Origin of the sequence: Rhodococcus sp. X156 (assembly GCF_004006015.1) — a bacterium.
GTDB lineage: Bacteria > Actinomycetota > Actinomycetes > Mycobacteriales > Mycobacteriaceae > X156.
This window is the reverse complement of sequence record NZ_CP034766.1, coordinates 3,568,783-3,592,181: the sequence shown is the minus strand read 5'-3', so window position 1 is coordinate 3,592,181 and position 23,399 is coordinate 3,568,783. Positions and strand designations below refer to the sequence as shown.

The 23,399-nt window shown below is 72.5% G+C and carries 27 protein-coding genes; 14 read left to right on the top strand and 13 right to left on the bottom strand.

The window, feature by feature from the left end; genetic code table 11:
• Window positions 1–96 precede the first annotated feature (96 nt).
• On the top strand, window positions 97–1,950 hold the full coding sequence (locus ELX43_RS16935) for an SDR family oxidoreductase (protein ID WP_127784439.1): 1,854 nt from the start codon (window positions 97–99) through the stop codon (window positions 1,948–1,950).
• Between the two features lie 4 nt (window positions 1,951–1,954).
• Here the strand turns inward: ELX43_RS16935 and ELX43_RS16930 are convergent, their stop codons facing one another.
• A complete protein-coding gene (locus tag ELX43_RS16930; RefSeq protein ID WP_127784438.1) occupies window positions 1,955–2,920 on the bottom strand; it encodes a cation diffusion facilitator family transporter in 966 nt (321 codons plus the stop codon).
• A 210-nt stretch (window positions 2,921–3,130) separates the two neighbouring features.
• Between ELX43_RS16930 and ELX43_RS16925 the strand changes: the two genes are divergently transcribed.
• Window positions 3,131–3,967, top strand: coding sequence for a mycofactocin-coupled SDR family oxidoreductase (locus tag ELX43_RS16925; protein ID WP_127784437.1), 837 nt, complete (start codon window positions 3,131–3,133; stop codon window positions 3,965–3,967).
• Here the strand turns inward: ELX43_RS16925 and ELX43_RS16920 are convergent, their stop codons facing one another.
• A complete protein-coding gene (locus ELX43_RS16920; protein WP_127784436.1) occupies window positions 3,968–4,681 on the bottom strand; it encodes a glutamine amidotransferase in 714 nt (237 codons plus the stop codon).
• Window positions 4,674–5,972, bottom strand: a complete 1,299-nt coding sequence (locus tag ELX43_RS16915) for a MurT ligase domain-containing protein (protein WP_206518055.1) — start codon at window positions 5,970–5,972, stop codon at window positions 4,674–4,676. Before ELX43_RS16915 ends, ELX43_RS16920 begins: the two co-directional genes overlap by 8 nt.
• Before the next feature lie 178 nt (window positions 5,973–6,150).
• Here ELX43_RS16915 and ELX43_RS16910 point away from each other — a divergent pair, with 178 nt between their 5' ends.
• Entirely contained in the window at window positions 6,151–7,713 is a 1,563-nt protein-coding gene (locus ELX43_RS16910; protein WP_127784435.1) for an LCP family protein, read from the top strand.
• 27 nt (window positions 7,714–7,740) lie between these two features.
• On the opposite strand, the gene ELX43_RS16905 is transcribed toward ELX43_RS16910, so the two are convergent.
• Window positions 7,741–8,757: an alpha/beta hydrolase gene (locus tag ELX43_RS16905; protein ID WP_241249378.1), complete on the bottom strand. Its 1,017-nt coding sequence runs from the start codon at window positions 8,755–8,757 to the stop codon at window positions 7,741–7,743.
• Between the two features lie 193 nt (window positions 8,758–8,950).
• On the opposite strand from ELX43_RS16905, the gene ELX43_RS16900 reads away from it, so the two are divergent.
• Window positions 8,951–9,154: a hypothetical protein gene (locus ELX43_RS16900; protein ID WP_127784433.1), complete on the top strand. Its 204-nt coding sequence runs from the start codon at window positions 8,951–8,953 to the stop codon at window positions 9,152–9,154.
• A gap of 8 nt (window positions 9,155–9,162) precedes the next feature.
• On the opposite strand, the gene ELX43_RS16895 is transcribed toward ELX43_RS16900, so the two are convergent.
• Window positions 9,163–9,942 (bottom strand): MerR family transcriptional regulator, encoded by a 780-nt coding sequence (locus ELX43_RS16895; protein ID WP_127784432.1) that lies wholly within the window; start codon window positions 9,940–9,942, stop codon window positions 9,163–9,165.
• A 146-nt stretch (window positions 9,943–10,088) separates the two neighbouring features.
• Between ELX43_RS16895 and ELX43_RS16890 the strand changes: the two genes are divergently transcribed.
• A complete protein-coding gene (locus ELX43_RS16890; RefSeq protein WP_241249368.1) occupies window positions 10,089–10,841 on the top strand; it encodes an adenylate/guanylate cyclase domain-containing protein in 753 nt (250 codons plus the stop codon).
• 153 nt (window positions 10,842–10,994) lie between these two features.
• On the top strand, window positions 10,995–12,632 hold the full coding sequence (locus tag ELX43_RS16885; protein WP_127784431.1) for an acyl-CoA synthetase: 1,638 nt from the start codon (window positions 10,995–10,997) through the stop codon (window positions 12,630–12,632).
• On the opposite strand, the gene ELX43_RS16880 is transcribed toward ELX43_RS16885, so the two are convergent.
• On the bottom strand, window positions 12,629–13,570 hold the full coding sequence (locus ELX43_RS16880) for a diiron oxygenase (RefSeq protein WP_127784430.1): 942 nt from the start codon (window positions 13,568–13,570) through the stop codon (window positions 12,629–12,631). The two genes, ELX43_RS16885 and ELX43_RS16880, sit on opposite strands and share 4 nt — an antisense overlap.
• A gap of 226 nt (window positions 13,571–13,796) precedes the next feature.
• On the opposite strand from ELX43_RS16880, the gene ELX43_RS17715 reads away from it, so the two are divergent.
• Window positions 13,797–13,952 carry a DUF6131 family protein gene (locus ELX43_RS17715; RefSeq protein ID WP_164860688.1) on the top strand — a complete coding sequence of 52 codons (156 nt, stop codon included), beginning with the start codon at window positions 13,797–13,799 and terminating at the stop codon, window positions 13,950–13,952.
• Window positions 13,953–14,018: 66 nt separating this feature from the next.
• Here the strand turns inward: ELX43_RS17715 and ELX43_RS16875 are convergent, their stop codons facing one another.
• On the bottom strand, window positions 14,019–14,192 hold the full coding sequence (locus tag ELX43_RS16875; RefSeq protein WP_127784429.1) for a CsbD family protein: 174 nt from the start codon (window positions 14,190–14,192) through the stop codon (window positions 14,019–14,021).
• 122 nt (window positions 14,193–14,314) lie between these two features.
• Window positions 14,315–14,851 (bottom strand): hypothetical protein, encoded by a 537-nt coding sequence (locus ELX43_RS16870; RefSeq protein ID WP_127784428.1) that lies wholly within the window; start codon window positions 14,849–14,851, stop codon window positions 14,315–14,317.
• Here ELX43_RS16870 and ELX43_RS16865 point away from each other — a divergent pair.
• Window positions 14,826–15,215, top strand: a complete 390-nt coding sequence (locus tag ELX43_RS16865) for a hypothetical protein (RefSeq protein ID WP_127784427.1) — start codon at window positions 14,826–14,828, stop codon at window positions 15,213–15,215. The genes ELX43_RS16870 and ELX43_RS16865 overlap by 26 nt on opposite strands.
• A gap of 111 nt (window positions 15,216–15,326) precedes the next feature.
• On the opposite strand, the gene ELX43_RS16860 is transcribed toward ELX43_RS16865, so the two are convergent.
• Together ELX43_RS16860 and ELX43_RS16855 are read right to left on the bottom strand one after the other, a co-directional pair.
• Window positions 15,327–16,196 (bottom strand): Rieske 2Fe-2S domain-containing protein, encoded by an 870-nt coding sequence (locus ELX43_RS16860; protein ID WP_127784426.1) that lies wholly within the window; start codon window positions 16,194–16,196, stop codon window positions 15,327–15,329.
• Entirely contained in the window at window positions 16,193–16,756 is a 564-nt protein-coding gene (locus ELX43_RS16855) for a type 1 glutamine amidotransferase domain-containing protein (protein ID WP_127784425.1), read from the bottom strand. The genes ELX43_RS16860 and ELX43_RS16855 overlap by 4 nt, the downstream gene beginning before the upstream one ends.
• Window positions 16,757–17,072: 316 nt before the next feature.
• On the opposite strand from ELX43_RS16855, the gene ELX43_RS16850 reads away from it, so the two are divergent.
• The 6 genes from ELX43_RS16850 to ELX43_RS16830 are packed head-to-tail and all read left to right on the top strand — an operon-like array spanning window position 17,073 to window position 19,676.
• On the top strand, window positions 17,073–17,534 hold the full coding sequence (locus tag ELX43_RS16850) for an Asp23/Gls24 family envelope stress response protein (protein ID WP_127784424.1): 462 nt from the start codon (window positions 17,073–17,075) through the stop codon (window positions 17,532–17,534).
• Window positions 17,531–17,929: a hypothetical protein gene (locus tag ELX43_RS16845; protein WP_346773858.1), complete on the top strand. Its 399-nt coding sequence runs from the start codon at window positions 17,531–17,533 to the stop codon at window positions 17,927–17,929. Before ELX43_RS16850 ends, ELX43_RS16845 begins: the two co-directional genes overlap by 4 nt.
• Window positions 17,926–18,105 (top strand): hypothetical protein, encoded by a 180-nt coding sequence (locus ELX43_RS17710; protein WP_164860687.1) that lies wholly within the window; start codon window positions 17,926–17,928, stop codon window positions 18,103–18,105. Before ELX43_RS16845 ends, ELX43_RS17710 begins: the two co-directional genes overlap by 4 nt.
• The gene (locus ELX43_RS16840; RefSeq protein ID WP_164860686.1) at window positions 18,098–18,493 is read left to right on the top strand and encodes an Asp23/Gls24 family envelope stress response protein; all 396 of its coding nucleotides are present in this window, start codon (window positions 18,098–18,100) and stop codon (window positions 18,491–18,493) included. The genes ELX43_RS17710 and ELX43_RS16840 overlap by 8 nt, the downstream gene beginning before the upstream one ends.
• A complete protein-coding gene (locus tag ELX43_RS16835; RefSeq protein ID WP_127784422.1) occupies window positions 18,490–19,134 on the top strand; it encodes a DUF6286 domain-containing protein in 645 nt (214 codons plus the stop codon). Before ELX43_RS16840 ends, ELX43_RS16835 begins: the two co-directional genes overlap by 4 nt.
• Window positions 19,131–19,676 carry a hypothetical protein gene (locus ELX43_RS16830; RefSeq protein ID WP_127784421.1) on the top strand — a complete coding sequence of 182 codons (546 nt, stop codon included), beginning with the start codon at window positions 19,131–19,133 and terminating at the stop codon, window positions 19,674–19,676. The genes ELX43_RS16835 and ELX43_RS16830 overlap by 4 nt, the downstream gene beginning before the upstream one ends.
• Before the next feature lie 75 nt (window positions 19,677–19,751).
• On the opposite strand, the gene ELX43_RS17705 is transcribed toward ELX43_RS16830, so the two are convergent.
• From ELX43_RS17705 to ELX43_RS16815, 3 genes are all read right to left on the bottom strand, one after another.
• Window positions 19,752–21,329 carry a GH25 family lysozyme gene (locus ELX43_RS17705; RefSeq protein WP_164860685.1) on the bottom strand — a complete coding sequence of 526 codons (1,578 nt, stop codon included), beginning with the start codon at window positions 21,327–21,329 and terminating at the stop codon, window positions 19,752–19,754.
• Window positions 21,330–21,444: 115 nt separating this feature from the next.
• On the bottom strand, window positions 21,445–22,479 hold the full coding sequence (locus ELX43_RS16820) for a YihY/virulence factor BrkB family protein (protein ID WP_206518054.1): 1,035 nt from the start codon (window positions 22,477–22,479) through the stop codon (window positions 21,445–21,447).
• Window positions 22,480–22,506: 27 nt separating this feature from the next.
• The gene (locus ELX43_RS16815; protein WP_127784420.1) at window positions 22,507–23,307 is read right to left on the bottom strand and encodes a DUF427 domain-containing protein; all 801 of its coding nucleotides are present in this window, start codon (window positions 23,305–23,307) and stop codon (window positions 22,507–22,509) included.
• Between the last annotated feature and the right edge of the window lie 92 nt (window positions 23,308–23,399).

The window sequence follows — 23,399 nt, the reverse complement described above, 5'->3', positions numbered from 1 at the left end:
ACGGTAGGAGCAACTGGGACTGATTCCCACCGCTGGCTGCGGTTGACACTTCGCAGGGCCTGCCGAAAGGTCACGACGGTGGATGCGAGCAGAGACATGAGCAGTGCCGGGGCCGGCAGCGTGACGACGGCGGGCCGCGGTACCGCGGCAGAGCGACCGAAGCCCGGTCGCAGCACTCGCCGGGTGGTCTCCACCGACGGCGTCGGCCTGGCCGTGCACGTGCACGAGGTGCGGGACCCCGCGGGGCGGGGCACCGACCCGGACGTGCCCACGGTGGTCTGCGTGCACGGCTACCCGGACAACAGCTCGGTGTGGGACGGGGTGGTCGCCGAGCTGCGCCAGCGCTACCGGGTGGTCACCTACGACGTCCGCGGCGCCGGCGACTCCGACAAGCCCCGCGGCCGCAGCGCCTACCGGATGGAGCAGCTGGCCGCCGACCTGGCCGCCGTGGTGGACGCCGTCTCCCCGGAGCGGCCCGTGCACCTGCTGGCCCACGACTGGGGCTCCATCCAGACCTGGCACTCGGTGACCGGGGCGCGCCTGGCCGGGCGCATCGCCTCCTTCACCTCCGTCTCCGGCCCCAGCCTGGACCACGTGGGCGCCTGGATGCGCGACCAGCTGCGGCCCAGCCCGCGCGCACTGAAGGCACTGGCGCGCCAGGTGCTGCACTCCACCTACATCGGCTTCTTCCAGCTGCCGCTGCTGCCGGAGCTGGCGTGCCGCGCCGGTGTGCTCGACCAGATGGTGGAGCTCGACATCCGCAGGCACCAGAGCCCGAGCGGGCGGCACGTGCGCCCGCACCGGTCCACCGCGGACAAGATCAACGGGCTGCAGCTCTACCGCGCCAACATGGGCTCGCGCATCGGCGGGCCCACGGAGCAGCGCACCGACGTGCCGGTGCAGGTGCTCGCCCCCAGCGGCGACAGCTACGTCACCGCCGCGATGCAGACCGAGGCGCCCGCACCGTGGGTGTCCGACCTGCGCACCCGCACGATCGCCGGCGGGCACTGGGTGGTCAGCAGCCGCCCCGACGTCATCGCCCGCTGCACCAGCGAGCTGGTGGAGCACGTCGAGCACGGCACGCAGGCTCGTGACCTGGCGGTGGCGCACGCGTCAGCGCTGGAGGGCCGGCGCTTCGCCGGTCAGCTGGTGGTGGTCACCGGCGGTGGCCGCGGCATGGGCCGGGAGACGGCGCTGACCTTCGCCCGCCAGGGCGCCGACGTGGTGGTGGCCGACCTCGACGACGACGCGGCCGCCGAGACCGTGGACCAGGCCCGTCGGCACGGGGTGAGTGCGGCGGCCTACCACCTGGACGTGGCTGACGGCGAGGCCTTCGCCAGCTTCGCCGAGCAGGTGCGCACCGAGCACGGGGTGCCGGACGTGGTGGTGAACAACGCGGGCATCGGCATGGCCGGCCCGTTCCTGGCCACCACCGACGCCGACTGGCAGCGCATCGTGGACATCAACCTGTGGGGCGTCATTCACGGGTCCCGGCTGTTCGGGGCGCAGATGGTGCAGCGCGGGCAGGGCGGACGCATCGTGAACATCGCGTCGGCGGCGGCCTACGCACCCTCGCGCACCTACCCTGCCTACGCCACCACCAAGGCCGCCGTGCTCATGCTCACCCAGTGCCTGCGGGCCGAGCTGGGCCCGGACGGGGTCGGGGCGGTGGCGATCTGCCCGGGTTTCATCGACACCGACATCTCCCGCAGCACCGAGCACGTGGGACTGAGCCCGGCCGCGCAGGAGAAGCGGCGCGAGCACGCGGTGCAGTCCTACGGCCGGCGCAACTACACCCCGGAGCGGGCGGCGCGGCACATCGTGGAGGCGACCTACCGCAACACCCCCGTCGCCACCATCACCGCGGAGTCCAAGGTGTTCCTGGCCATGTCGCGGCTCACCCCGGCGCTGGCGCGCCAGGTGGCCAAGGTCGACCTGAACAACCTCTAGGCCGTCAGGGGTGGGCGCCGTCCTCGTGGTCGGCGTGCCCGGCCGGCTCCAGCTGGAAGGTGGAGTGCTCCACGTCGAAGTGCCCGCGCAGGCAGGCCTGCAGCTGGTCCAGGATCTGCGGGCAGTGCCCGCTGTCGAAGCAGCCGTCGGCCACCACCACGTGCGCGCTCAGCGCGGGCAGGTCGGAGGTGACGCTCCAGGCGTGCAGGTCGTGCACGTCGGTGACGTGCTCGATCTCCAGCAGGTGGCTGCGCAGCGCGGGCAGGTCCACCTGCTCCGGTGCCGCCTCCAGCAGGATGCGCCCCGAGGCTCGCAGCAAGCTGTAGGCCGCCCGCAGCATCAGGGCCACCACCACCAGCGAGGCGATGGCGTCGGCGCGGGTGAAGCCGGTGGCCATGATGACCGCGGCGGCCACCGCGGTGGCGAGGAACGCGTAGAGGTCGGTCAGCACGTGCTGGAACGCGCCCTCCACGTTGAGGCTGGTGCGGTTGGCGCGGCCGAGCACCCAGGTGGCGGCCAGGTTCACCACGACGCCGACGATCGCCACCACCAGCACCAGCCCGCCCTCCACCTCCGGTGGGTGGATCAGCCGGTCCACCGACTCCACGGCCACCAGCAGCCCGACCACCAGCAAGGTGATGCCGTTGACGGCAGCGGAGAGGATCTCGGCGCGCTTGAAGCCGAACGTCCACACCCCACGGGCGGGCCTGGCGGCCAGGTTCAGCGCCCAGATGGACGCCGCGATCGCGCCGGCGTCGGTGAGCATGTGGCCGGCGTCGGCGAGCAGGGCCAGCGAGCCGGACACCAGCGCCACCACCACCTCGACGGCCATGAAGCCCAGCAGCAGCACCAGCGCGATGGCCAGGTATCGGCGGTCGGCGTTGGCCGCCACCCCGTGGCTGTGCCCCTGGTGACTGCGCCCCTCGTGCTTGCGGCCCTCGCGACGGGGCTCTGCGTGCGTCTCACCCATGGCTCGCCACGGTCCCCGCCGCGAGACCGGACTGGCAAGGTGATGCATTCATGCGCATGTATGCATACGCTACCGGGTCGTGACCGGGATGGGTAGCCCTCGCCGGCACCGCGGTGGGCGCGATGCTTGACGCTGTCGGTGCACCTCTGTGCAATGAGTGCTGTCGGTCACGACGACGTGGCCGACACGTCATCACCAGAGGAGCTCGTAATGGACGATTTTCAGGGTCGCGTGGCGCTCGTGACCGGAGCCGCCCGCGGGCAGGGCCGGGCCCACGCCCTGGCCTACGCCGAGCGCGGTGCCGACCTGGTCATCTGTGACCGCTGCGAGGACAGCCCTGCCGTCCGCTACCCCTTGGCCACCGAGGCCGAGCTCGCCGAGACCGAGAAGATGGTGACCGACCTGGGGCGCCGGTGCATCTCGCAGAAGCTGGACACCGCCGACCGGCCCGCGCTGGAGGCGCTGGTGGCCCGGGCGGAGTCCGAGCTGGGCAAGATCGACATCGCCGTGGCCAACGCCGGCGTCTCGGTGATGGGCGGGGTGCAGACCCTGACCACCGAGCAGTGGGACGAGGTGATCGGCTCCAACCTCACCGGCGTCTTCAACACCATCACCGCGGTGGCGCCGGGAATGATCGAGCGCGGCTACGGCCGGATCGTCACGGTCTCGTCCATGCTCGGCCGCCAGGGCGGACCCGGGATGATCGGCTACTCCGCGTCCAAGTGGGGCGTCATCGGCATCACCAAGTCGGCCGCTCAGGACCTGGCCTACAACGGCATCACCGTGAACGCGGTGGCCCCGGGCAACATCTCCACCCCGATGATCCACAACGACACCATGTACCACCTCATGCGCGGTGACCTGGAGAACCCGACCTGGGACGACGTCGCGCCGGTGTTCGCGTCGTTGCACGTGCAGCCGGTCCCCGCGATCGAGTCCGAGGAGGTCAGCCGGGTGGTGCTGTTCCTCACCGCGGAGGCCAGTGCCCACCTCACCGGCATCGTGGTGCCGGTGGACGCGGGCGTCGCGGCGAGGGTGACCGCCTAGCTAGCGGACGCGGGCGAGGCGCTCCCGCCGGAGCTCGTCGATGTTCGGCATCGGCAGCGGCTCCAGCGGGGCGCCCACCGCCCACTCCAGCAGCCGGTCGGCCAGGTGTGGGTTGCGGGCCAGCACCGGCCCGTGCAGGTAGGTGGCGATGATGTGGCCGGCGCAGGCGCCCTCCACGGGCTCGCCGGCACCGTTGCCCACGCCGTGCACCACACGGCCCAGCGGGCGTGCGTCGGGCCCGATGGCGGTGGAGCCGCGGTGGTTCTCGAAGCCGGAGATCAGCTCGGTGGACCAGTCGCCGTCCGGGCGCACCGCGATCTCGCCGATGGTGCGGGTGGGCGCGGTGATGGTGGTGGTGACGTCCAGCAGGCCGAGGCCGCGGTAGCCGCCCTCCAGCTCGCCGACGTGGTGGCCCATCAGCTGCATGCCCGCGCACACCGCGAGCACCGGGCGACCCGCCTGCACCGCGCGGCTGAACGCCGGCTGCTGGGCCAGCAGGGCGGCGGCGGTGCGGCCGGGACCGTCCTCGCCCCCGCCGAGCAGGTAGATGTCGGCACTCTCCGGGATGTCGGCGTCGAGGTCGACGTCGAGCACCCGGGCGCTGATGCCGCGCCACTCCAGCCGGCGCAGCAGCACCTGGGCGTTGCCGCGGTCACCGTAGGTGCTCAGCAGGCTCGGGTAGAGCATCGCGATGGTGATCTCGGAGTCAGGCACTGGGAGTCACCTCCGCGATCAGCTCTCGGAAGGCGGTGTAGTTCGCGAACACGTCCACGGTCCCCTCTGGTGCGTGCAGCAAGGCCTGCCGCGGCACCGGCACGGTCTCGTGCTGCACACCGGCGTAGCTCAGCCGCACGGACAGGTCCTGGCACCGCTCGCCGGTGGCGATCACGGTGCGGCCGGTGAGCTCCTCGAACGGCACGTCCCACAGCCACGAGAGGTCCCGGCCGTCGGCCTCGCGGCCGTTGATGGCCACCACCACGGGGGTGTCGGTGGCGCTGAGCATGTGCAGCGTCTCGGTGGCGCCCGCCGGGTTCTTGGACAGCAGGAACCGCAGCTCACGGCCCTGCAGGGTGACGGTGCTGTAGCGGCCGCTGACCGCGCCCATCTGCCCCATCAGCGCGACGGCGGCGTCCAGGTCGGCGCCCAGGGTGTTGGCCGCGGCGATGGCGGTGACCGCGTTGAACCGGTTGAACCGGCCCGGCAGCGACACCGACAGCGGCAGGACGGCGCCCCCGCGCAGCAGCTCGGTGTCGGTCACCGTCCAGCCGGCCTCGGGGCGGCGCAGCCCGCACTCGCAGGCCCAGTGCCGGCCGTCGCGCACGAGCACCCGGGCGCAGCGCGGGCAGGTGGTGGAGTCGTGCAGCCACAGCGCGTCGCCGCTGACCCACTCCGCCGGGTTGGCGCTGCCGGCGGAGGACACCACCACCGGGTCGTCGGCGTTGGCCACCACGGTGCAAGCGGGGTGGCGGCCCAGTGCCTCTCTCAGCCTGGCGTCGAGGTGGCTGACCTCGCCCACCCGGTCGAGCTGGTCCCGGCTGAAGTTCAGCAGCACCAGCACGGCGGGGTCGGTGGCGTCGATGACGGCGGGCACGTAGGGCTCGTCCACCTCCAGCACCGCGAACGGCGCGCGCGGGGCCGCGCACAGTGCGGCCACCAGCCCGTCGGGCATGTTCGCGCCGTCGTCGTTGGTGGCGACGTCGGCCAGCTGGCGCAGCACCGAGGCGGTCATGGCCGTGGTGGTGGTCTTGCCGTTGGTGCCGGTGACCAGCACGACCTGGCGCCCGGCCGTGAGCTTGCGCAGCGCGTCCGGCTCCAGGGCGAGGGTGACGCGCCCGCCGATGATGCGCCCGGCGCCGCGGCCGGTGCGGCGGGACAGCCAGGCGGTGGCCCGGCCTGCGCGCACCGCGAGCGCCGTGCGCAGGGGCAGGCGCGGTGCGCTGGGCGCAGCAGCGAGCGGCCCCACGGGCGGCTGCAGGGGGGCGTCGGGAAGCGGAGCAGTAGTCATCGCTACTCATTATGCGGGGCGGGCAGAGCGGATCTAGCCGGGGCAAAAGCGACACGCCACGGTGCGTGCGTCACAGGGGCGTGTCCGCCCACCAGGACGCGAGGACGCGCAGTGGCCGGACTCACGGTAATCACAGGTGAACCACGAGATACTCAGGACTACTCCCTGTGCGGAAGGCATGCCATTGGACGCTCGCCCGGCCCCGCAGCAGAGCGGCCGTCACCGCCTCCGGGCCGCCGGCCGCAGCCGGGCAGCGTCGCTGCTGCTGCAGTCGGTGGCCCTGCTCTGCTCGCTGGCGGTGGTGGCCTGCACCGGCGTGGGCTGGTACGTGCTGCGCGACGTCACGCAGGGCATGACCACCTCGGACGCGCTGGCTGGCGGGGTCAGCGGCGAGGGCGTGGCGCCGTCCACCGACGGAGCGGTGAACGTGCTGCTGATCGGGCTGGACTCCCGCAAGGACCAGAACGGCGAGCAGCTGCCTGCGGAGGTGCTCGAGCAGCTGCACGCCGGCGACGGCACCGAGGGCGGCTACAACACCAACACGCTCATCGTCATGCACATCCCCCGGGACGGGAGCACGGTCGCGGCGTTCTCCATCCCGCGCGACGACTACGTGCCGGTGCGCGGGATCCCCGGGCGCGACCACGTCAAGATCAAGGAGGCCTACGGCCGCGCCAAGGTCGCTGCCGAGGACGAGCTGGCCCGCACCGGCGTCTCCGACCGGCGCACCCTGGAGAGCGCCGGGCGCGAGGCAGGTAGGCGGTCCACCGTGCAGACCGTGCAGGACTTCCTGGGTGTCACCATCGACCACTTCGCCGAGGTGAACCTGGCTGGGTTCTACGACATGGCCACCGCCCTCAACGGGGTGGAGGTGTGCCTGAACAACCCGGTGCGCGACCTCTACTACTCCGGGGCGGACTTCGTGGCCGGGCGCCAGACGCTCAACGGTGCCCAGGCGCTGGCCTTCGTGCGGCAGCGCCACGGGCTGGCCAACGGCGACCTGGACCGCACCCGCCGCCAGCAGGCCTTCCTGGCCTCGGTCACCCACAAGCTGAGCAGGGCCGGGACCTTCACCAACTTCTCCCAGCTGCAGAGCCTGATCGAGGTGGTCAAGCAGGACGTGGTGCTCTCCGCCGGGTGGGACATCCCCACGTTCGTCCAGCAGGCCACCAACCTCACCGGGGGCAACGTCGAGTTCGCCACCCTGCCAGTGGAGCGCTTCGACACCGTGGACGGGCAGGCGGTGAACATCGTGGACTCCGCCGCCGTGCGCAAGCAGGTGCGCATCGCCTTCGGGATGCAGGACCCGGATCCGCCAGTGCCTGCCTTCGCCGGCCCGTACACGGTGGACGTGCACAGCGCCGCCGGCTCGGGGGCGGCCAGCACGGTGTCCAGGGCACTGGTGGCCGCCGGGATGCTGGCCGGCGCCCAGGAGGTGACCGCCGCCGAGGCCACCGCGGTGACCTTCGGCGAGGGAGCGCGCGACACTGCCGACGTGGTGTCCGGGCTGCTGGGTGCCCAGGCGGCCACCCCCGACCCGGCATTGCCGATCGGCCGGGTGAAGGTGGTGCTGGGCAAGGGCTTCCGCGTCCCCACCGCACTGGCGCAGGACGCCAGGACCCGGCTGGCGCCCCCGTCGGCGCCGGCTGGTGAGGCGCCAGCCGGTGCGGCGCCGGCAGTCACCCCGAGCGGACCCCAGGCGCTGCCGGCGGACAGCTCCGGGATCCCCTGCGTGGACTGACCCCGCGGCACCTCGGCGCCGGTTCTGTCAGCCGGCGGGCTCGGCCTCCAGCAGCCGGCGCACCTCGGCGTTGAAGGCGTCCACGTTCTCCACGCTGGACATGTGCCCCACGCCGGGCAGCTGCACCAGCAGGTCGAGGTGGCCGTCGCGCTTGAGCGCCTCGGCCAGCCGCTTGGCGTGGCTGGGCGGGGTGAGCCGGTCGGCGGTGCCCACCAGCACGGTGGTGGGCACGGTGAGGTGGGTGAGCGACTCGCGCAGGTCCAGGCGGGCCAGCGCTGAGCCCCACTTGGCGCGGTCGCGGGTGCGGCTGCTGAGCACGATCTCCTCGCAGAAGGCGACCTGGGCCGGGCTGGCGCTGGGCGAGAGCGCGACGTACTTGACCGCGCGGTAGGCCAGCGGCGACGGCGGGCCGAAGGGCGTGGGGATGCCCACCGCGCCGCGGCCGATCGCCTCGGCGAGGCGGGGGAAGCGGCTGGGCAGGCGCACCACGGCGGTCTCGGTGAGCAGCGAGTCCAGCGCGGTGCTGGCCAGCAGCACCCGCCGGACGCGGCGGGAGACCTGGTCGGGCTGCTGCCCGGCCCACGCCACGATGCTCATCGCGCCCATGCTGTGCCCCACCAGCACCGCCTGCTCCTCCGGCGCCAGCACGTTCTCGAGCACGGCCTCGAGGTCGGCGGCCAGCAGCTCGGGGGTGAACCGGCCACGGCTGCTCCCGCTGGCACCGTGCCCGCGCTGGTCGTAGGTGACCACCCGGTAGGTGTCGGCGAGCGCTCGCACCTGGGGGATCCAGTACCGGGTGGAGCAGGTCCAGCCGTGGGCGAAGACCACCACCGGTGCGCCCTCCGGTCCGTGCAGCTCGACGTTGAGCCGGGTGCCGTCGGTGGAGGTGACCCAGCGCTGCTCCCCGGGCACGTCGAGGTCGTCGAGCAGCGGGGCCTGCGGGTCGGACCGCACCGCCTCGGCGTCGGCGTGGGCCTGGGTCCGCCACAGGCCGGCGCCGGCGGCCAGCGCGGCACCGGCAATCACCATCGTCTTGCGCAACACGGGCTCTCCTCGTCTCGACCGGCTCCGCGTCGCCGGGCGGGGGTGCGGAGCCCGCACCCATCCCCGGCGTGGCGCGGACGATGGTGACATCGTGCATGGTCACACTGGGTGTTGGGTGCCTCGGGTGGCCCGAGGACCTCGGGCGGCTCGATCGCGCGGCTCGAGACCCACCGACAAGCAGGAGGAGACGCAGATGCTGGGTGACGTGGGCGGGCTTGGCCACCTCAAGAGTGGGATCGACGAGATGAAGGGCGCGCTGAACCACACCAACGAGCTGCTCGAGGCCGTGCTGGTGGAGCTGCGGCAGCTCAACGGCGAGCGGATGGCCGGCATGGTGGACCAGCTGCAGGTGATGAACGACCAGCTGGGCGGGGCGGCGGAGCGCTCGACCGACTGACCCAGGGCTCAGTCGCTGCTGGGGGTCTCGCGCTCGTCCCGCTGCTCCTCGGCGGCGGGGCCCTCGGTGAGCCGGGAGGCGGCCGCGTCGAACGCGGCGGCGGTGGCCTCCTTCATCGCACGGCCGAAGGTGGCGTCCACGGCCTGCGCGGCGTGCGGGCGCAGCTGGTGGATGAGGGCCGCGATCTCGTTGAGCTGCTCGGTGCTGGAGGCCAGTGGCCGCCCGTCGTCGGGCAGCACGTGTCCAGCCAGCAGGTCGACGAAGCGCTCCGCCACGCGCGCCATGTCGTGCTGCAGCGCCTCGGCCAGGTCCAGCACCGCGTCGATGGGGATACCGGCGGTGACCAGGTCCCGGCCGGCGGCGAGCAGCCGCGGGCTGTTGACCAGGTAGCCAGTGCCCTGCCGGGTGAGCAGGCCGATCTCGCAGCCCCGCTGCAGCACCGCGCGGGACGCCTCCTTGCCGAACATCCGCCGCAGCTCCAGGGCGGACATCCGTCGCGGCCGCTCGTCGGTCCAGGGCTCGGCCAGCTCCTGCTCGATGTCCAGCAGGTCCTCCACCCGCCACCCCTGGGCCACAGCCGTGAGCAGCTCGTTGATGGTGGCGAAGGTGTAGCCGCGGTCCAGCAGCCGGCCGATCAGCCGCAACCGAGCCAGGTGGGAGTCGGAGTACCAGCCGGTGCGCCCCTGCTTGCGCGGTGGCGGGAGCAGTCCGCGGTCCTGGTACACCCGCACGTTGCGCACTGTCGTGCCACCCAGGCGGGCCAGCTCGTCAATGCGGTGCTCGGTCACCTGGACGACTATATCGACCGCCGGCGCGCCGCTCGGCGAGCGCGAACGCTGCGGCGCTCGTCGTCGGGCACCCCATCGGCTAGGTTCCGAGTGTGCAACGTTCACCCGGCCGCGCTCGCAGTGCCGCGACCCGGGTGGTGGGGCACGTGCGGGAGCTCGACCGCCACCCCCGCGCCGTGGAGGTGCTGCGGCGCCTGCGGCACTCCATGCCGGGTGATCCTGGCCTCGGCGACCCGTTGTCGGTGGCCGGCACCAGCGGCATCTCCACCGTGGTGCGGGTGGCTGACCGGCTCTTCGACGAGAGTCCCCGCGCCTCCCGCGAGGCCGGCCTGGGCGTGCTGCAGCTGTACCAGTCGCTGGCGGAGCGCTTCGGCAAGGGCCAGGGCAGCAGCGAGGTGACGCTGCTGTTCACCGACCTGGTGGGCTTCTCCTCGTGGGCGCTGCGCGCCGGCGACGACGAGGCGCTGCGCGTGCTGCGCGCGGTCTCCGCGGCCATCGAGCCGCCGATGCTGCAGCGCCGTGGACAAGTGGTCAAGCGGCTGGGCGACGGTGTCATGGCGGTGTTCCCGTCCGCCCAGCTCGCCTTCGACGCGGCGGTCGCGGCCCGCGAGCAGCTGGCCGAGGTCGCCACCGACGGGTTCACGCTGCGGCTGCGTGCCGGGGTGCACACCGGCTGTCCCCGGGCCATCGGGGGCGACTACCTGGGGGTGGACGTCAACGTCGCGGCCCGGCTGGTGGAGAAGGCCTCGGCCGGAGAGATCCTGGTGTCGGAGCCCACGCTGGCCGGCCTGGACGCAGAGGCGATCAGCAGCCGGCCCAAGAAGACCTTCCGGTTCACCAGGGTCAAGGGCGTCCCCGACGACCTCAAGGTCTACGTGGTCGAACCACAGGGCCGCTGATCTCGCACCCGCGGCAGGCCACGACTGGCTGCCAAAGCCGCTGTGCAGCAACAAGGGCAGGGATCTCATGGGTCGCGGAAAACTAACCGTCCGCTAGGACTGTTTTCCGGGTAGGTTCGTGGCGGAGTAACCCACGCCACACTTGAGGGAGCCATGCCCACCCTGCCCCAGCGCGTCCTGCACGAGCTCAGCAAGGTCACCGACCCGGTGCACAACATCGCCGTGATGCAACGGGCCGGGCTGGTGAACCTGACGCGGCCCGACCACACCTTGGCCTCGATGGTGGCCTTCCGGCGGTTGGGGCCGGTGGCCGGCGCCGCCGTCGCGGCGGCCGCACGGGTGCCCGACGCGGTGGCGCTGGTGGACGAGCGACGCTCGCTGACCTACCGCGAGCTGGACCTGCGCACCAACGCCCTCGCCCGTGCGTGGGGCACCCAGGGGATCACCGCGGGATCGGTGGTCGCCGTGCTCTGCCGCGACCACGCAGGGCTGGTGGAGGCGATGATCGCGACGGCCAAGATCGGTGCGCGCCTGCTGCTGATGAACACCGGCTTCAGCGCCCCGCAGCTGGCCGACGTGGCCCAGCGCGAGGGGGTCACCGCGATCGTGTGCGACCAGGAGTTCGCCGGGTTGCTGGCGGAGCTGCCGGAGTCGGTGCTGCGCTTCCTGGCCTGGACCGACGAGGCGCGCCCCGAGCTGTCCACGGTGGAGGAGCTGATCAGCTCCACCGACAGTGGGCCGGTGCCGCGCCCCGCGCAGGTCGGTGGGCTGGTGCTGCTGACCAGCGGCACCACCGGCACCCCCAAGGGCGCTCCCCGGCAGGTGCGCTCCCCGCTGGCGTCGGCGCACTTCCTCGAGCGCATCCCGCTGCGCCGCGGCGAGGCCACCTTTCTGGCCGCCCCGATCTTCCACGGGACCGGCCTGTCGCAGTTCCTCATCATGATGGGGCTGGGCTCCACCACCGTGGTGCGCCGGCGCTTTGATGCCGAGGCCACCCTGGCCGCCGTGGCCCGGCACCGCTGCACCGCGCTGGTCCTGGTGCCCACCATGCTGCAGCGCATCCTCGACCTCGGCCCGGAGGTGCTGGCCCGTCACGACACCTCCTGCCTGCGCATCATCTTCACCGCCGGCTCCGCGCTGTCGCCGGCGCTGGGCGAGCGCGCCACGGCGGAGTTCGGCGAGGTGATCCACAACCTCTACGGCTCCACCGAGGTGGCCGTGGCGACCGTGGCCACGCCGGCGGACTGGCGGGCAGCGCCGGGCACCGTGGGCAGGCCGCCGCACGGCTGCACGGTCAAGCTGTTCGACGCGGAGGGTCACGAGGTGACTGCCCCGCACACCCAGGGCCGGATCTTCGCCGGCAGCGGGCTCGCCTTCGGCGGCTACACCGGTGGCGGGCACAAGGAGCTGATCGACGGCCTGCTCTCCAGCGGCGACGTCGGGCACTTCGACGAGGAGGGCCGGCTGTTCGTGGACGGCCGCGACGACGACATGATCGTCTCCGGCGGGGAGAACGTCTTCCCCCTGGAGATCGAGAACCTGCTGGTCCAGCTGCCCGGCGTGGTCGATGCCGCCGTGGTGGCGGTGGGCGACGTGGAGTTCGGTCAGCGGTTGCGGGCGTTCGTGGTCCGGGCAGAGGACAGCAGCCTGGACGAGGACCAGGTGCGCGCCCACGTGAAGAGCAACCTGGCTCGCTACAAGGTGCCCCGCGACGTGGTGTTCCTCGACGAGCTGCCCCGCAACCCCACCGGGAAGCTGCTGCGGCGCGCGCTGGCCGAGATGCCCGCCTAGACCAGGTGGGCGCGCTGCAGCAGCACCCGTGAGGGGCCGCCGACCAGCCCCACGTCGTCCAGGAAGGACAGCGTCCGGGACGCGCCGTGCCGCAGCTGGGCGTGGTAGTGCTGGTTGTTCCGCACGGCCCGGCGCGCCTCCCGCACGTCCAGCCCCGCAGCCGCGTAGACGTCCGGGTGCACCAGGCTCTCCACCACGGTGAGGGCGGTGGCGGCCAGCACGGCACGCACCCGGGCCCGCTGCAGGGGGGTGATGTCCTGCACGCGGCGGACGATCTCCTCCCGGGCGAAGCGGATGTGGCGCGCCTCCTCCAGCACGTGGATCTTGCTGATGGTGCGGCTGATCGGCTGCACCCGCTCGTCCTTCATGAAGTCGCGCTGCATCACGTCCAGCAGCTCCTCGACGAACAGCGTGCCGCCGTAGGCGACGGCACCGGTGGCGGTGGCGGCGAAGCCGCGTCCCAGCTCGAGGACCAGGCGCTGGGGCCGGTATGAGGGGCACCCGAAGGCGGCCGCGCCGCGGGCGAACATCACCGAGTGGCGGCACTCGTCGGCGATCTCGGTGAGGGCGAACTGGAAGTGCGGCTCGGTGGCGTCGCGGCCGTACATGTCCCGCACCAACATCTGCATGAGGATCATCTCGAACCAGATTCCGGCCCCGCTGATGCTGGCGACCTCGTGCTTGGTGAGCGTGACCCGTTGCTGGTGGGTCATCCGGTCCCACAGCGACGTCCCGTAGAGCGACGACCACTCCGGGCTCAGGCCGTAGAGGTCGTCCGGCACCTCAGCGGCCCAGTCCACGTCCACGGCAGGGTCGTAGGACTTCTTGGCCGAGGAGGCGAGCAGCCGGGTGGCGGTCTGCCCGCGGTCGGTGACCGGCCAGGCTCGGCTCCTGGTGCTAGCCGCGGATCTGGCGGCGGAGGTGGTCGAGGTGCTCATGGTCGCTCCCGGTGAGGCGGCTGCTGTGGCCTGAGTCACCACCTTAACGTGACAATGCTCATTGGGACAATGCCGAACGTGCGCGCAGGTCGAGTTCAGCGGCCCGGTGACCAGCAGGGTTGCCGACATATCTGTCAATCAATAGGGTCAGCGGCCGCGGTGCATCCGGTTCGTACCGCTCCGGGTGGGCCCGTTCGGGTCTGTCCGACATTGACAAAGGAGAGTCATGATCACCCTTGGCGTCATCCTTCTGGTTATCGGCCTGCTGGTCAGCGTGCCTGTTCTCACCACCATCGGTGCCGTGCTCCTGGTCGTCGGCATCGTGCTCTTCGCCCTCGGTGCCGCGGGCCGCGCGGTCGGTGGCCGCAAGCACTACTACTGACCTGACTCAGACGCAGAACGGCCCCCGTCCACGGACGGGGGCCGTTCTGCGTACTTCGCCGACGGCTCAGTCCTTGAAGACGTCCTTGACCTTCTCGCCGGCCTGCTTCAGGTTGCCCTTGGCCTGGTCGCCCTTGCCCTCGGCCTGCAGGTCCTTGTCGTCGGTCGCCTTGCCGGCGCCCTCCTTGGCCTTGCCGCCGAGCTCCTCGGCCTTGTTCTGTGCCTTGTCCGCAAGTCCCATGACAGGTCTCCTTCACGTCGCTGTGCCGGAAGCGCGCCCGATGTGCCGGACGTGCAGTACGTCCCACCGTAGCCCGCCAGCTGTTGTCCTGCAGCAGTGCTGGTCACGGGTGGCACCACGCGTCAGCCGCGCTCGCGGATCCCGTCGGTCGCCATGCTCAGGTCCCCGCAGGTGACGCCACTGGCGGTGTCGGCCGCGCCGGATCCCGGCAGGGCCGCCACTGTGTCGCTGGCTCCGTTGCGGGCCGAGGTGCCCTCGATCAACACCTGGGTACGGGTGACGTCCACCGACTGCCCGGAGTCGTCCAGGCGCTGGTTGAGCCCCACCAGGGTGCGGCCGCTGCTGCCCTGCACCTGCGAGCAGCCCACCCCGGTGCCGTTGCCACGCAGGCCCAGGTCGAACCGGTAGGTCTCGCCCTGGGCGTTGTGGGCGGGGAACAGCCCGCAGTTGCGCACCACGAACAGCTCCACCGTCCGGCCGTCACTGACCAGGGCCGCGATGGTGCTGCCGCGGCCGTCGGGGTCGGCCACCAGCGCAGAGCGGGACCCGCCACCGGCCAGGTCGACGGGCAGGCTGAAGGTGGCCCCGGAGGCGGTGGTGATGCCGAGGGTGGTGCCGCGGTCGAGCCACCCGGTGTCGCGACGGCCGTCCCCGTCCACGTCGATCACCTCCCGGGTGCTGGAGGTGGCGGGTGCGCCGCCGCCGGTCGGGGCGCAGCCGGAGGCGGCCGGCTTCACCGGGGTGGCGGAGGTGGAGCCGGTGGTGACCGGTGGTGGCGCGGGCGTGGTCGCCGAGGGGGTGCTGCTGGGCGCCCCCACGGTGCTGGTTGCCGCGGCCGAGGGCACGGCGGCGCTGCTGGGCGCCGGCGCGGGGGAGGCGGAGGTGTCGTCGCTGGAGGAGCAGGCGCTGAGCGCCAGTCCGCCCGCCAGCACCAGGGCTGTGGTCGCGCTCCGTGCTCTCATCGCGTTCTCCATCCGTGCAGCGCTCGAGAAGTGCTCCGAATGGCGATCATACGACTACTGAAAGTGATGTCAGATCACTATTCGATCGCATCCTCCGGCCGCACGGACGGCTGGACCCGATGCAGCACAGGCGATTCGCGGAGGGTGACGACGCAGCTCGGCTGGAGTCCGATCAGGACCGCAGCGTCGCCTGCACCCGGCCGCCCACCACCTGGGTGTCGAACACCGGCTGGTCTGCCGTCGCCGGCCCGCGCCGCACGGCACCGTCGGCGAGGGCGAAGACGCTGCCGTGCCACGGGCACTCCACGCACAGCTCGCCCGCGGCGTCACGGCTCACGGTGCCCTGGTGCAGCGGCCCGTCGGCGTGCGAGCACTGGTCGGCCAGCACGTGCACGGCGTCGTCCTGGCGCAGCACCATCACCGGCACCGGGCCGATCATCCGGCGGACCGCCTCGCCCTCGGGCAGCTCGGTGAGCGGACCCAGGTCGGTGCTGCCGCTGGGCACGACGTCCGGCACGCCCTCCGCCCGGTTGGCGCCCATGGCCATGCTGAAGCTCAGGTGCCCTCCCAGCGAGGCGGCGATCCCGGACACCGCGAAGCCCGCCAGCGCGGTCAGCCGACCCGCGGTGCGACGTCCTCGACGACGCTGCGCCAGCGAGCCCAGGTACAGCAGGCTGGCGACGCCGTTGGCGGCGGCGTGCACCAGGCCCACCCGCTGCTGGTCGGGCTGGCCCTGGCTGTAGTCGGCGGCGCCGGTCACCGCGGCGGGGACGCTGGCCAGCAGCCCCACCGCGAGCAGGGTGTCGGCGTCGCGTCGGTCGCCAGGCAGCCAGTCCAGGATCACGGCGCTGGCGAACGCGCCGACCGGGAGCTGCACCAGTGCTGGGTGCAGCGGGTGCCCCAGCCACACCCCGTGCAGCGCGTCGCGCACCGGTCCGCGGGGCAGCACCTTCTCGATGGCGGCCGCGTAGAGCCCCGCCGGCTGGTCCAGGCCGGCCTGCTTCTCCAGCGCGTGCGCCGGCTCGTCCACCCGCAGCCTCATGCCGGGACCTCGTGAACGCCCTCGGCGAACTCCTCGATGATCTTCGCGCAGAACGCGTCCAGGTCACCGGGGTTGCGACTGGTGACCAGGCCGTTGTCGGTGACCACCTCCTCGTCCACCACGGTGGCGCCCGCGTTGCGCAGGTCGGTGCGCAGGCTCGGGTAGGAGGTCAGCGTGCGGCCCTGGGCCACCCCGGCGTCGATCAGCGTCCACGGCCCGTGGCAGATGGCGCCGATGGGCTTGCCGGCCGCGGCCATGTCGCGCACCAGGCGGACCGCGTTCTCGTCCATGCGCAGCTTGTCGGGGTTGACCGTGCCGCCGGGCAGGATCAGGCCGTCGAAGTCCTCGGCGGAGACGTCCGCGGTGACCGCACCCACCGCGAAGCTGTCCGCAGGGTGGATGTCGGAGTTCATCGCCTGGATCTTCCCTGCGCTGGGGGAGACCAGCGTGACCTGGGCGCCGGCGGCCGCCACGGCGTCGCGCGGCTGCACCAGCTCCACCTGCTCGACACCGTCGGCGGCCAGGATGGCGATCCGCTTTCCGTCCAGCTCGTTGCTCATCGGCTCTCCTGTCGTCCTCGCGTGGGTGGGGCGCCCGGTTGCTGGCAGCGCCTCACCGTGGAAACCAGCCGCCGGTGCGAACCTGGCGGCCGTCCCGAAAGTAGCGCTGCCCATGGGCACTCGCAGGACGAGACCGCGATGCGGGGGAGGTGTCCGGCGTGTACTCAGCGGCGGAGCGCGCGACCGGCGCCTTCCCCCAGCGGTGGCGGGCCGTGAACCGTAACCTCAGGGACTGCCCGTCAGCGTGCGCGCAGGCGGGCAGCAGCCCGTGCCTCAGCAGTGACGCTGGCGCCGCACCGACTAAGGAGATCGCACGATGACCGAAACCCAGGGCGTCAGCACCAGCAAGGACGTCAGCTCCCGCGAGTCCTCGTCGCCACTGGCGACCTCGACCGGCAAGACCACCATCGCCGACACCGTGGTCTCCAAGATCGCCGGGATCGCCACCCGCGAGGTTGCCGGGGTGCACGCGGTGGGCGGCGGCGCGTCCCGCGCGGTGGGGGCGCTTCGCGAGCGGATCCCCGGGGCGCGCATCAACCACGCCCAGGGCGTGGCCGTGGAGGTCGGCGAGCGCCAGGCCGCCATCGACATCGACATCGTGGCCGACTACGGCGTGGGCATCGCCGAGCTGGCCGCGGGCATCCGTCGCAACGTCATCGGCGCGGTCGAGCGGATGACGGGGCTCGAGGTCACTGAGGTCAACATCGACGTCCACGACGTGTACCTCAACGACGGGCAGGACGACAACGGCGAGGACACGCCGTCCCGGGTGCAGTGACCGCACCACGGGCGGACGGATCCCCGGCGGGCAAGGCTGCCGCCGGCGAGTCCGCTCCGCCACCGCCCGACCGCGCCGACCAGCTGGCTGCGGCGGTGCTCGCGGTGCCGGGGGTGGCGGGCCTGCACGGCGGCATGTTCGGTGAGGCCGCCACCTACCTGCCCGGGCGCAAGGTGGCCGGGATCCGGCTTGCCGACACCGGCACCACCACGGTGCACGTCACGGTCGTCTACGGCCGTGACATCGACGAGGTCGCCGCGGCGGTGCGCCGCGCCGCTGCCGCGCTGATCGACGGACCGGTCGACGTGGTCGTCGAGGACGTGGCGGTGCCCGGGGCCGACCCGCTCACCGAGATCGCTCGACCGAGCTCACCCCAACCTTGGAGCACAGCATGAACGTCACCACCACTGGCCTGTACGCGGGACTGCTGCTCGGAATCGCCGCGGCTGCGGGCGGCTTCAGCGGCTTCCTCATCGCCATCGTGCTGGGGATCCTCGGTGTCGCCGTCGGCGCGCACTACGACGGGAAGCTCGACCTGGGTGAGCTCTTCCGCGGGCGCAACCGTGGCTGAGCACCCGGTGACGGACCGCTCCTCGACCGTCACCGCCGAACCCGGGGAGCGCGGCTCGCTGACCGTGCACGACCGGGCGGTGAACCGGGTGGCGGAGTACGCCGCGCTGCACACCGAGGGCGTGGTCCGCCAGTCCAGCGGGTTGGGCTGGATGACCGGGCGCGGACTGCCCAAGGTGGACAGCAACGTCAGCGGCGGGCACGTGCGGGTGAAGGTCAACATCGCCACCGAGTGGCCGCGGTCGGTGGCGGCCGTGACCGCTGCCGTGCGCGACCAGGTCGCCGACCAGCTCGGCGAGTACACCGGCCTCACCGTGGACCGCGTCGACGTCCGGGTGGACGACGTGGTGCACACCGACCTCGCCGAGGCCCCGAGGACAGTCCAGTGACCGCCGCGGCCGCGCAGGGCGGCACCGGCGCAGAAGCTGCTGCCGGCGCCGACCAGGAGGAGCGCACCGGGCGGCACCGCAGCGAGGCGGCAAGTCCGGGGCTGGCCGGGCGGACCCCGGTGGCCGCTCCTGGCGCAGCGTCGGTGGGCATCTTCCTGGCCGGCGTCGTCATCGTCATCGGACTGGTGGGCATCCGTGAGGCCGTGCTCGGCAGCGACGCGCTCGACGGTGAGTCGTGGGTGGCCGAGCTCGGCGACTGGGTTGACGGTCTGACCCCGCAGACCTGGATGGTTCCGGTCGGCGTGGTGGCCATCCTGGTGGGCCTCTGGTGGCTCTACCTGGCCCTCAAGCCCCGCCGGCGGACCGAGCTGAAGATCACCAGCGACGGCGGCCTGTGGATGCGGCCCCGGGACGTATCCCGCATCGCCGCGGCCACCGCGGACGACGTCGCCGGCACCACCACCGCCCGCGCCACCACCGGCCGACGGCGGGTGACGGTGACCATCACGGCCGCCCGCAAGGAGGCGGACGCGCTGCGGGAGTCGGTGGCCGAGGCGGTCAGCACGCGCCTGCAGGCGCTGGATCGCCGACCGAGCGTGAAGGTGCGTACCAAGATCAGCCACGACGGGGGTGCCTCGTGAGCAGGGTGACGGTCGGCATCGACCGGTTCTTCGCGTTCGTCATCGGCGCTGCGCTGGTGGCGCTCGGCGTGCTGGGCATCCTGTGGCAGGCCGACGAGCTGCCCTGGGCGCAGGACGCCCTGCAGGCCTCGTGGATCGTCACCGCCACCGAGCAGGGCTGGTGGCCGTGGGCGGCCGGCGCCGCCGGTGTGGTGCTCGTGCTGCTAGGCCTGTGGTGGCTGGCGGCGCACGTGCCGCGCGCCCGCCTCACCGAGATCCGGCTGCCCGGCAGCGGGACCCGAGGCATCCTGCGCGCCGACGTCGGGGCGGTGGCCAACGCCGCCGCCAGCTCGCTCGGCGCCACCCACGGGGTGCGCTCCGCGACCGGCCGGGCCAGCCTCGACCGGGGCCGGCCGACCATCGTGCTCACGGCGACGGTCGACCCCAGCGCTGACCTGGCCACCGTGCGCGACGCCGCGGAGCGGGTGCGCGAGGAGGTGGACTCGGCGCTGGACGGCTCCGAGCTGGCGACTCGGCTGCACGTCCGCGTCGCCCGCAGCTGAGACACCACAGTGACGAGAGAACCGCCCCCCGCGCGTGCTGCGCTGGGGGCGGTCCTTCGTCCGGGGTGCGTTCGGTCAGCGGGTGCTGACCACGCCGGTCGCCGCGTCCCAGAACAGCGAGCCCCCTTGGAAGTCGCTCTGGCGGCCGCCGGGCACGGCGCGCTCACCACTGGTGGGATAGCCCAGCGCGCCACGCTCCCAGCCCTGCGCCGACCACGCCTGCTTGATCGCTCCGCGCACCTCGTGCGCACCGGTGGTCGGCGTCCAGTAGATCGACCCGCCCTGCAGGTGGTTGTACCGCCCGCGCCCGTCGGGGGTGCCCAGCTCGTCGGTGGTGGGGTAGCCCAGCACACCGGCCTCCCACGAGAGCGCGGCCCACTTCTGCTTGATGTCACCCCGGATCGACTGCGCCCCGGTGGTGGCCGTCCAGTAGATCGAGCCCTGCTGGAAGTGGTTGTAGCGGCCCTTGCCGTCGGGCGTGCCCAGCTCGTTGGTCACCGGGTAGCCGTGCGGGCCCGCCTCCCACGTGAGTGCGCCCCACTTCTTGTCGATGTCGCCGCGCACCTCGCGCGCGCCGGTCTTCGGCGACCAGTACAGGGCCCCACCACTGGCGAAGTTGTTGTACCGACCGGCGCCGTCGGCCGTGGACAGCTCGTCGGTGACGGGCAGGCCGAGCGGCGAGGACGGGCCCCCGAGGGCCAGGTACTGCTCCAGGATCGCGCCGCGCACCGCGCGGGCGCCGGTGGATGCCGACCAGTAGACGACGCCGCCGGCGAAGTTCTGCGCCCGCCCGCCCGGCACCGCGTACTCGCTGCTGGTCGTCGCGCCCAGGTAGGAGCGGGTGCCGCCGAGGGCCTGGTGGTGGGCGAGGATGGCCGAGGGGGCTCCGACGGACTGCTTGCCGCCGACGCCGCCGTTGGACAGCGAGGCCAGGGTGCCGGAGTCGCAGCAGAAGTGGGAGATGTCCACCCCGGTGCTCACGCCGGGGATGGTGCCGCGGTCGGTGTACTGCCAGAACGTCCAGCTCGTCCAGCCGCCGGGCAACGGGGTCTTGGGGGCGGAGGCGCCGTTGTAGTCGGCGATCCACAGCGGGTACTTGGTGAACGCGGTGCTGTTGGCCATCGCCGAGCGCCAGAAGTACGGGTAGGTGTAGATGATCGGCGTCCGACCGGTCAGCGAGGTGATGGTCTCCAGCCAGGTGCGAGCCCAGGCCACCAGCTCGGGGGGCGTGAGACCACCGGAGTCCTCGAGGTCGAGCACCGGAGCCAGCTCGCCGGCGCCCTGCATGGTGCCGGCCACCGAGACCATGTAGCGGGCCTGCGCCGCCGCCGATCCGGGCACCCGGTCCGGGCGGGCGTAGTGGTAGGTGCCGCGCACCATCCCGTTGGCCTTGATGGCCGCCCAGTCCTTGGTGAAGTAGGGGTTGGTGTAGCCCACACCCTCGGTGGACTTCACGAACGCGAACTCGCGCCCGTTGTTCTTCACCTTGGCCCAGTCCACGCTCGCCCCGTTGGGGTGCTGGTGGCTGGACACGTCGGGTCCGCTGATGGCTGCGGTGGCCACTCCGGCGGCGACGAGCACCATCAGGCCGGCCAGGAGCGTGGCCACGGTGGCTCGGGGGCGGCGCCGCGCCGCGCGGAGCGAGATCTGCATGAACGTGACACTAGAGGTACCAAAGTGACAACGGGGAAAATTGTTACCAAAGGGATTACTTTGCGTCCCTTGGCTATTGCGGCTGACGGGGCCGGTCCGCCCAGGTCCGCCCTGGTCAGGGCTTCGGTCCCGGACGCTGCTGCGGTTTCTCCCCGGTCTTCGGCTCCGACCGCGTTGGGGGCTGCTGGAAGGTCACCGTCACGTCCTCGAAGCCCTTGTGCCGGGTGGCCTCCGCCCGCGTGGTGTACACCCGGCGGTCCCCGGCGGTGAGGTCGACGTTGTCGGTGAAGGGCGTGAGCAGTGCCCGCGGGTAGAGGTGGTCCACCCGCACCACGTTGGCCTCCGCGCACAGCACCACGACCAGTGCCGCGATGTAGAGGAAGGCGATCAGCCCGAGCACCAGGGCGAAGACACCGTTGATGGCGCTGGCCCTTGCGATCACCCGCTGGACGAAGGTGGCCCCGAACACCTGCAACAGCTGCCAGGCCACGGCGGCAGCCACCGCCCCGGGCAGGACGTTGCGCAGCGTGAGCTTGCGGGTGCTGGCCAGCCGGAAGGTCAGCGAGAAGATCCAGCTGTTCAGCACCACGGTGGTCAGCATCAGCAAGGTGCCCACCCCGGGCCCGCGGATGCCGAAGCCGTCGGCGTAGCGGGCGAAGATGGACAGCGCGGTGATGCCCAGCACGGCCAGGCCCACGGTGGCGATGAGCAGGACGCTGCGCCCGCGGGCGGCGAAGGGGTTGGGCCGGTTGTTGCGCGGCACCCCCCAGGCGGTGTTCATCGCGTGCTGGGTGGCCTGGGCGACCCCGGAGGCGCCGTAGAGGGAGCCCAGCACGCCGATGCTGACGGGGACGAACCCGCCGGTCATCCGGTCGGGGTGCTGCAGCTGGTCGCCGATCACCGGAAACTGCCCCACCGCGGAGTCGATCAGCTGCTGCTGCAGCTGGACGTCGTCGGAGAGGACGTAGCCGAGCACCGTGGAGGACAGGTAGAGCAGCGGGAACAGCGAGACGAAGGCGTAGTAGGCGATGAGTGCGGCGAGGTAGTTGCCCTGGTCGTCGAAGAACTTGTAGACCACGGCCAGCGGGTACCCGGCCCACCGGTGCCGCCGCTGGAAACCGTCCACCCGCTCGGTGAAGGTGCCCTTCATCGTGGCGCCCCTACCACCGGCGGCAGGTCACTGCTCGACGCCGTCAACGGTGGTGGTGACGCCGGCACCGGCGAAGCAGCGCAGCCCGGCCACCGCGGCGGCCTCGGCGTGCGGCTCCGGGTAGCTCCAGCAGACGTCCTCGACGTCGCCATCGGGGCCGGCGAGGCTCCAGTAGGACGCAGTGCCCTTGTAGGGGCAGACGGTGGAGGTGTCGCTCTCCCGCAGCGTGGCGCGCACGTCGGCCTCGGGCAGGTAGAAGCGGGCGGGGAAGCCGGTCTCGAACAGCGCCACCGGGTGCCGGCTCTCGGCCAGCACGGTCTCACCGTGGCGCACCACCACGTGCCGGCTGGACGGGCGTACGTCCACCCGGTGGAAGGGGTCGGTCGGGGGGCCGAAGACCTGCTGGTCCTCCTCGTACCACTCGTCCACGGCGTCCGTCCGCAGCGAGCACGTCCCCGCCACGGCGGCGGCACCGGGCAGCGGGTCGGCGTAGAACCAGGCGGCGTCAGGGACCAGCCGGCCACCCACCCGCAGGTTGTAGTAGCTGGCGTCGCCCTTGAACGGGCAGTGCGTGCGGGTGTCGCTGCGCTCCAGCACGCCGATGCTGAAGTCGTCCACGGGCAGGTACCAGACCGGCGGCAGGCCCGTCTCGTGCAGCATGACGGCGCGGTCGGTGCTCAGCACCGTGGTGCCGTCCAGCACGGCGGTGACCCGGCGCGGCTCGGGGTGCGCGTAGAGCGCGTGCGCGGGCAGTGCCGACCAGATGTCGCCGTTGAGGCGGCCCTGGGCGGGACGTGCGAGCGGGCCGAGGCCACGGGTCAAGGACATGGCGCGAGCCTAGTGGTGGGCTCCGCGCGGTGCCGCGCAGCACGAAGCCGCCCGCACCCAACGACGGTGGGGGCGGGCGGCTTCGGAGCGCG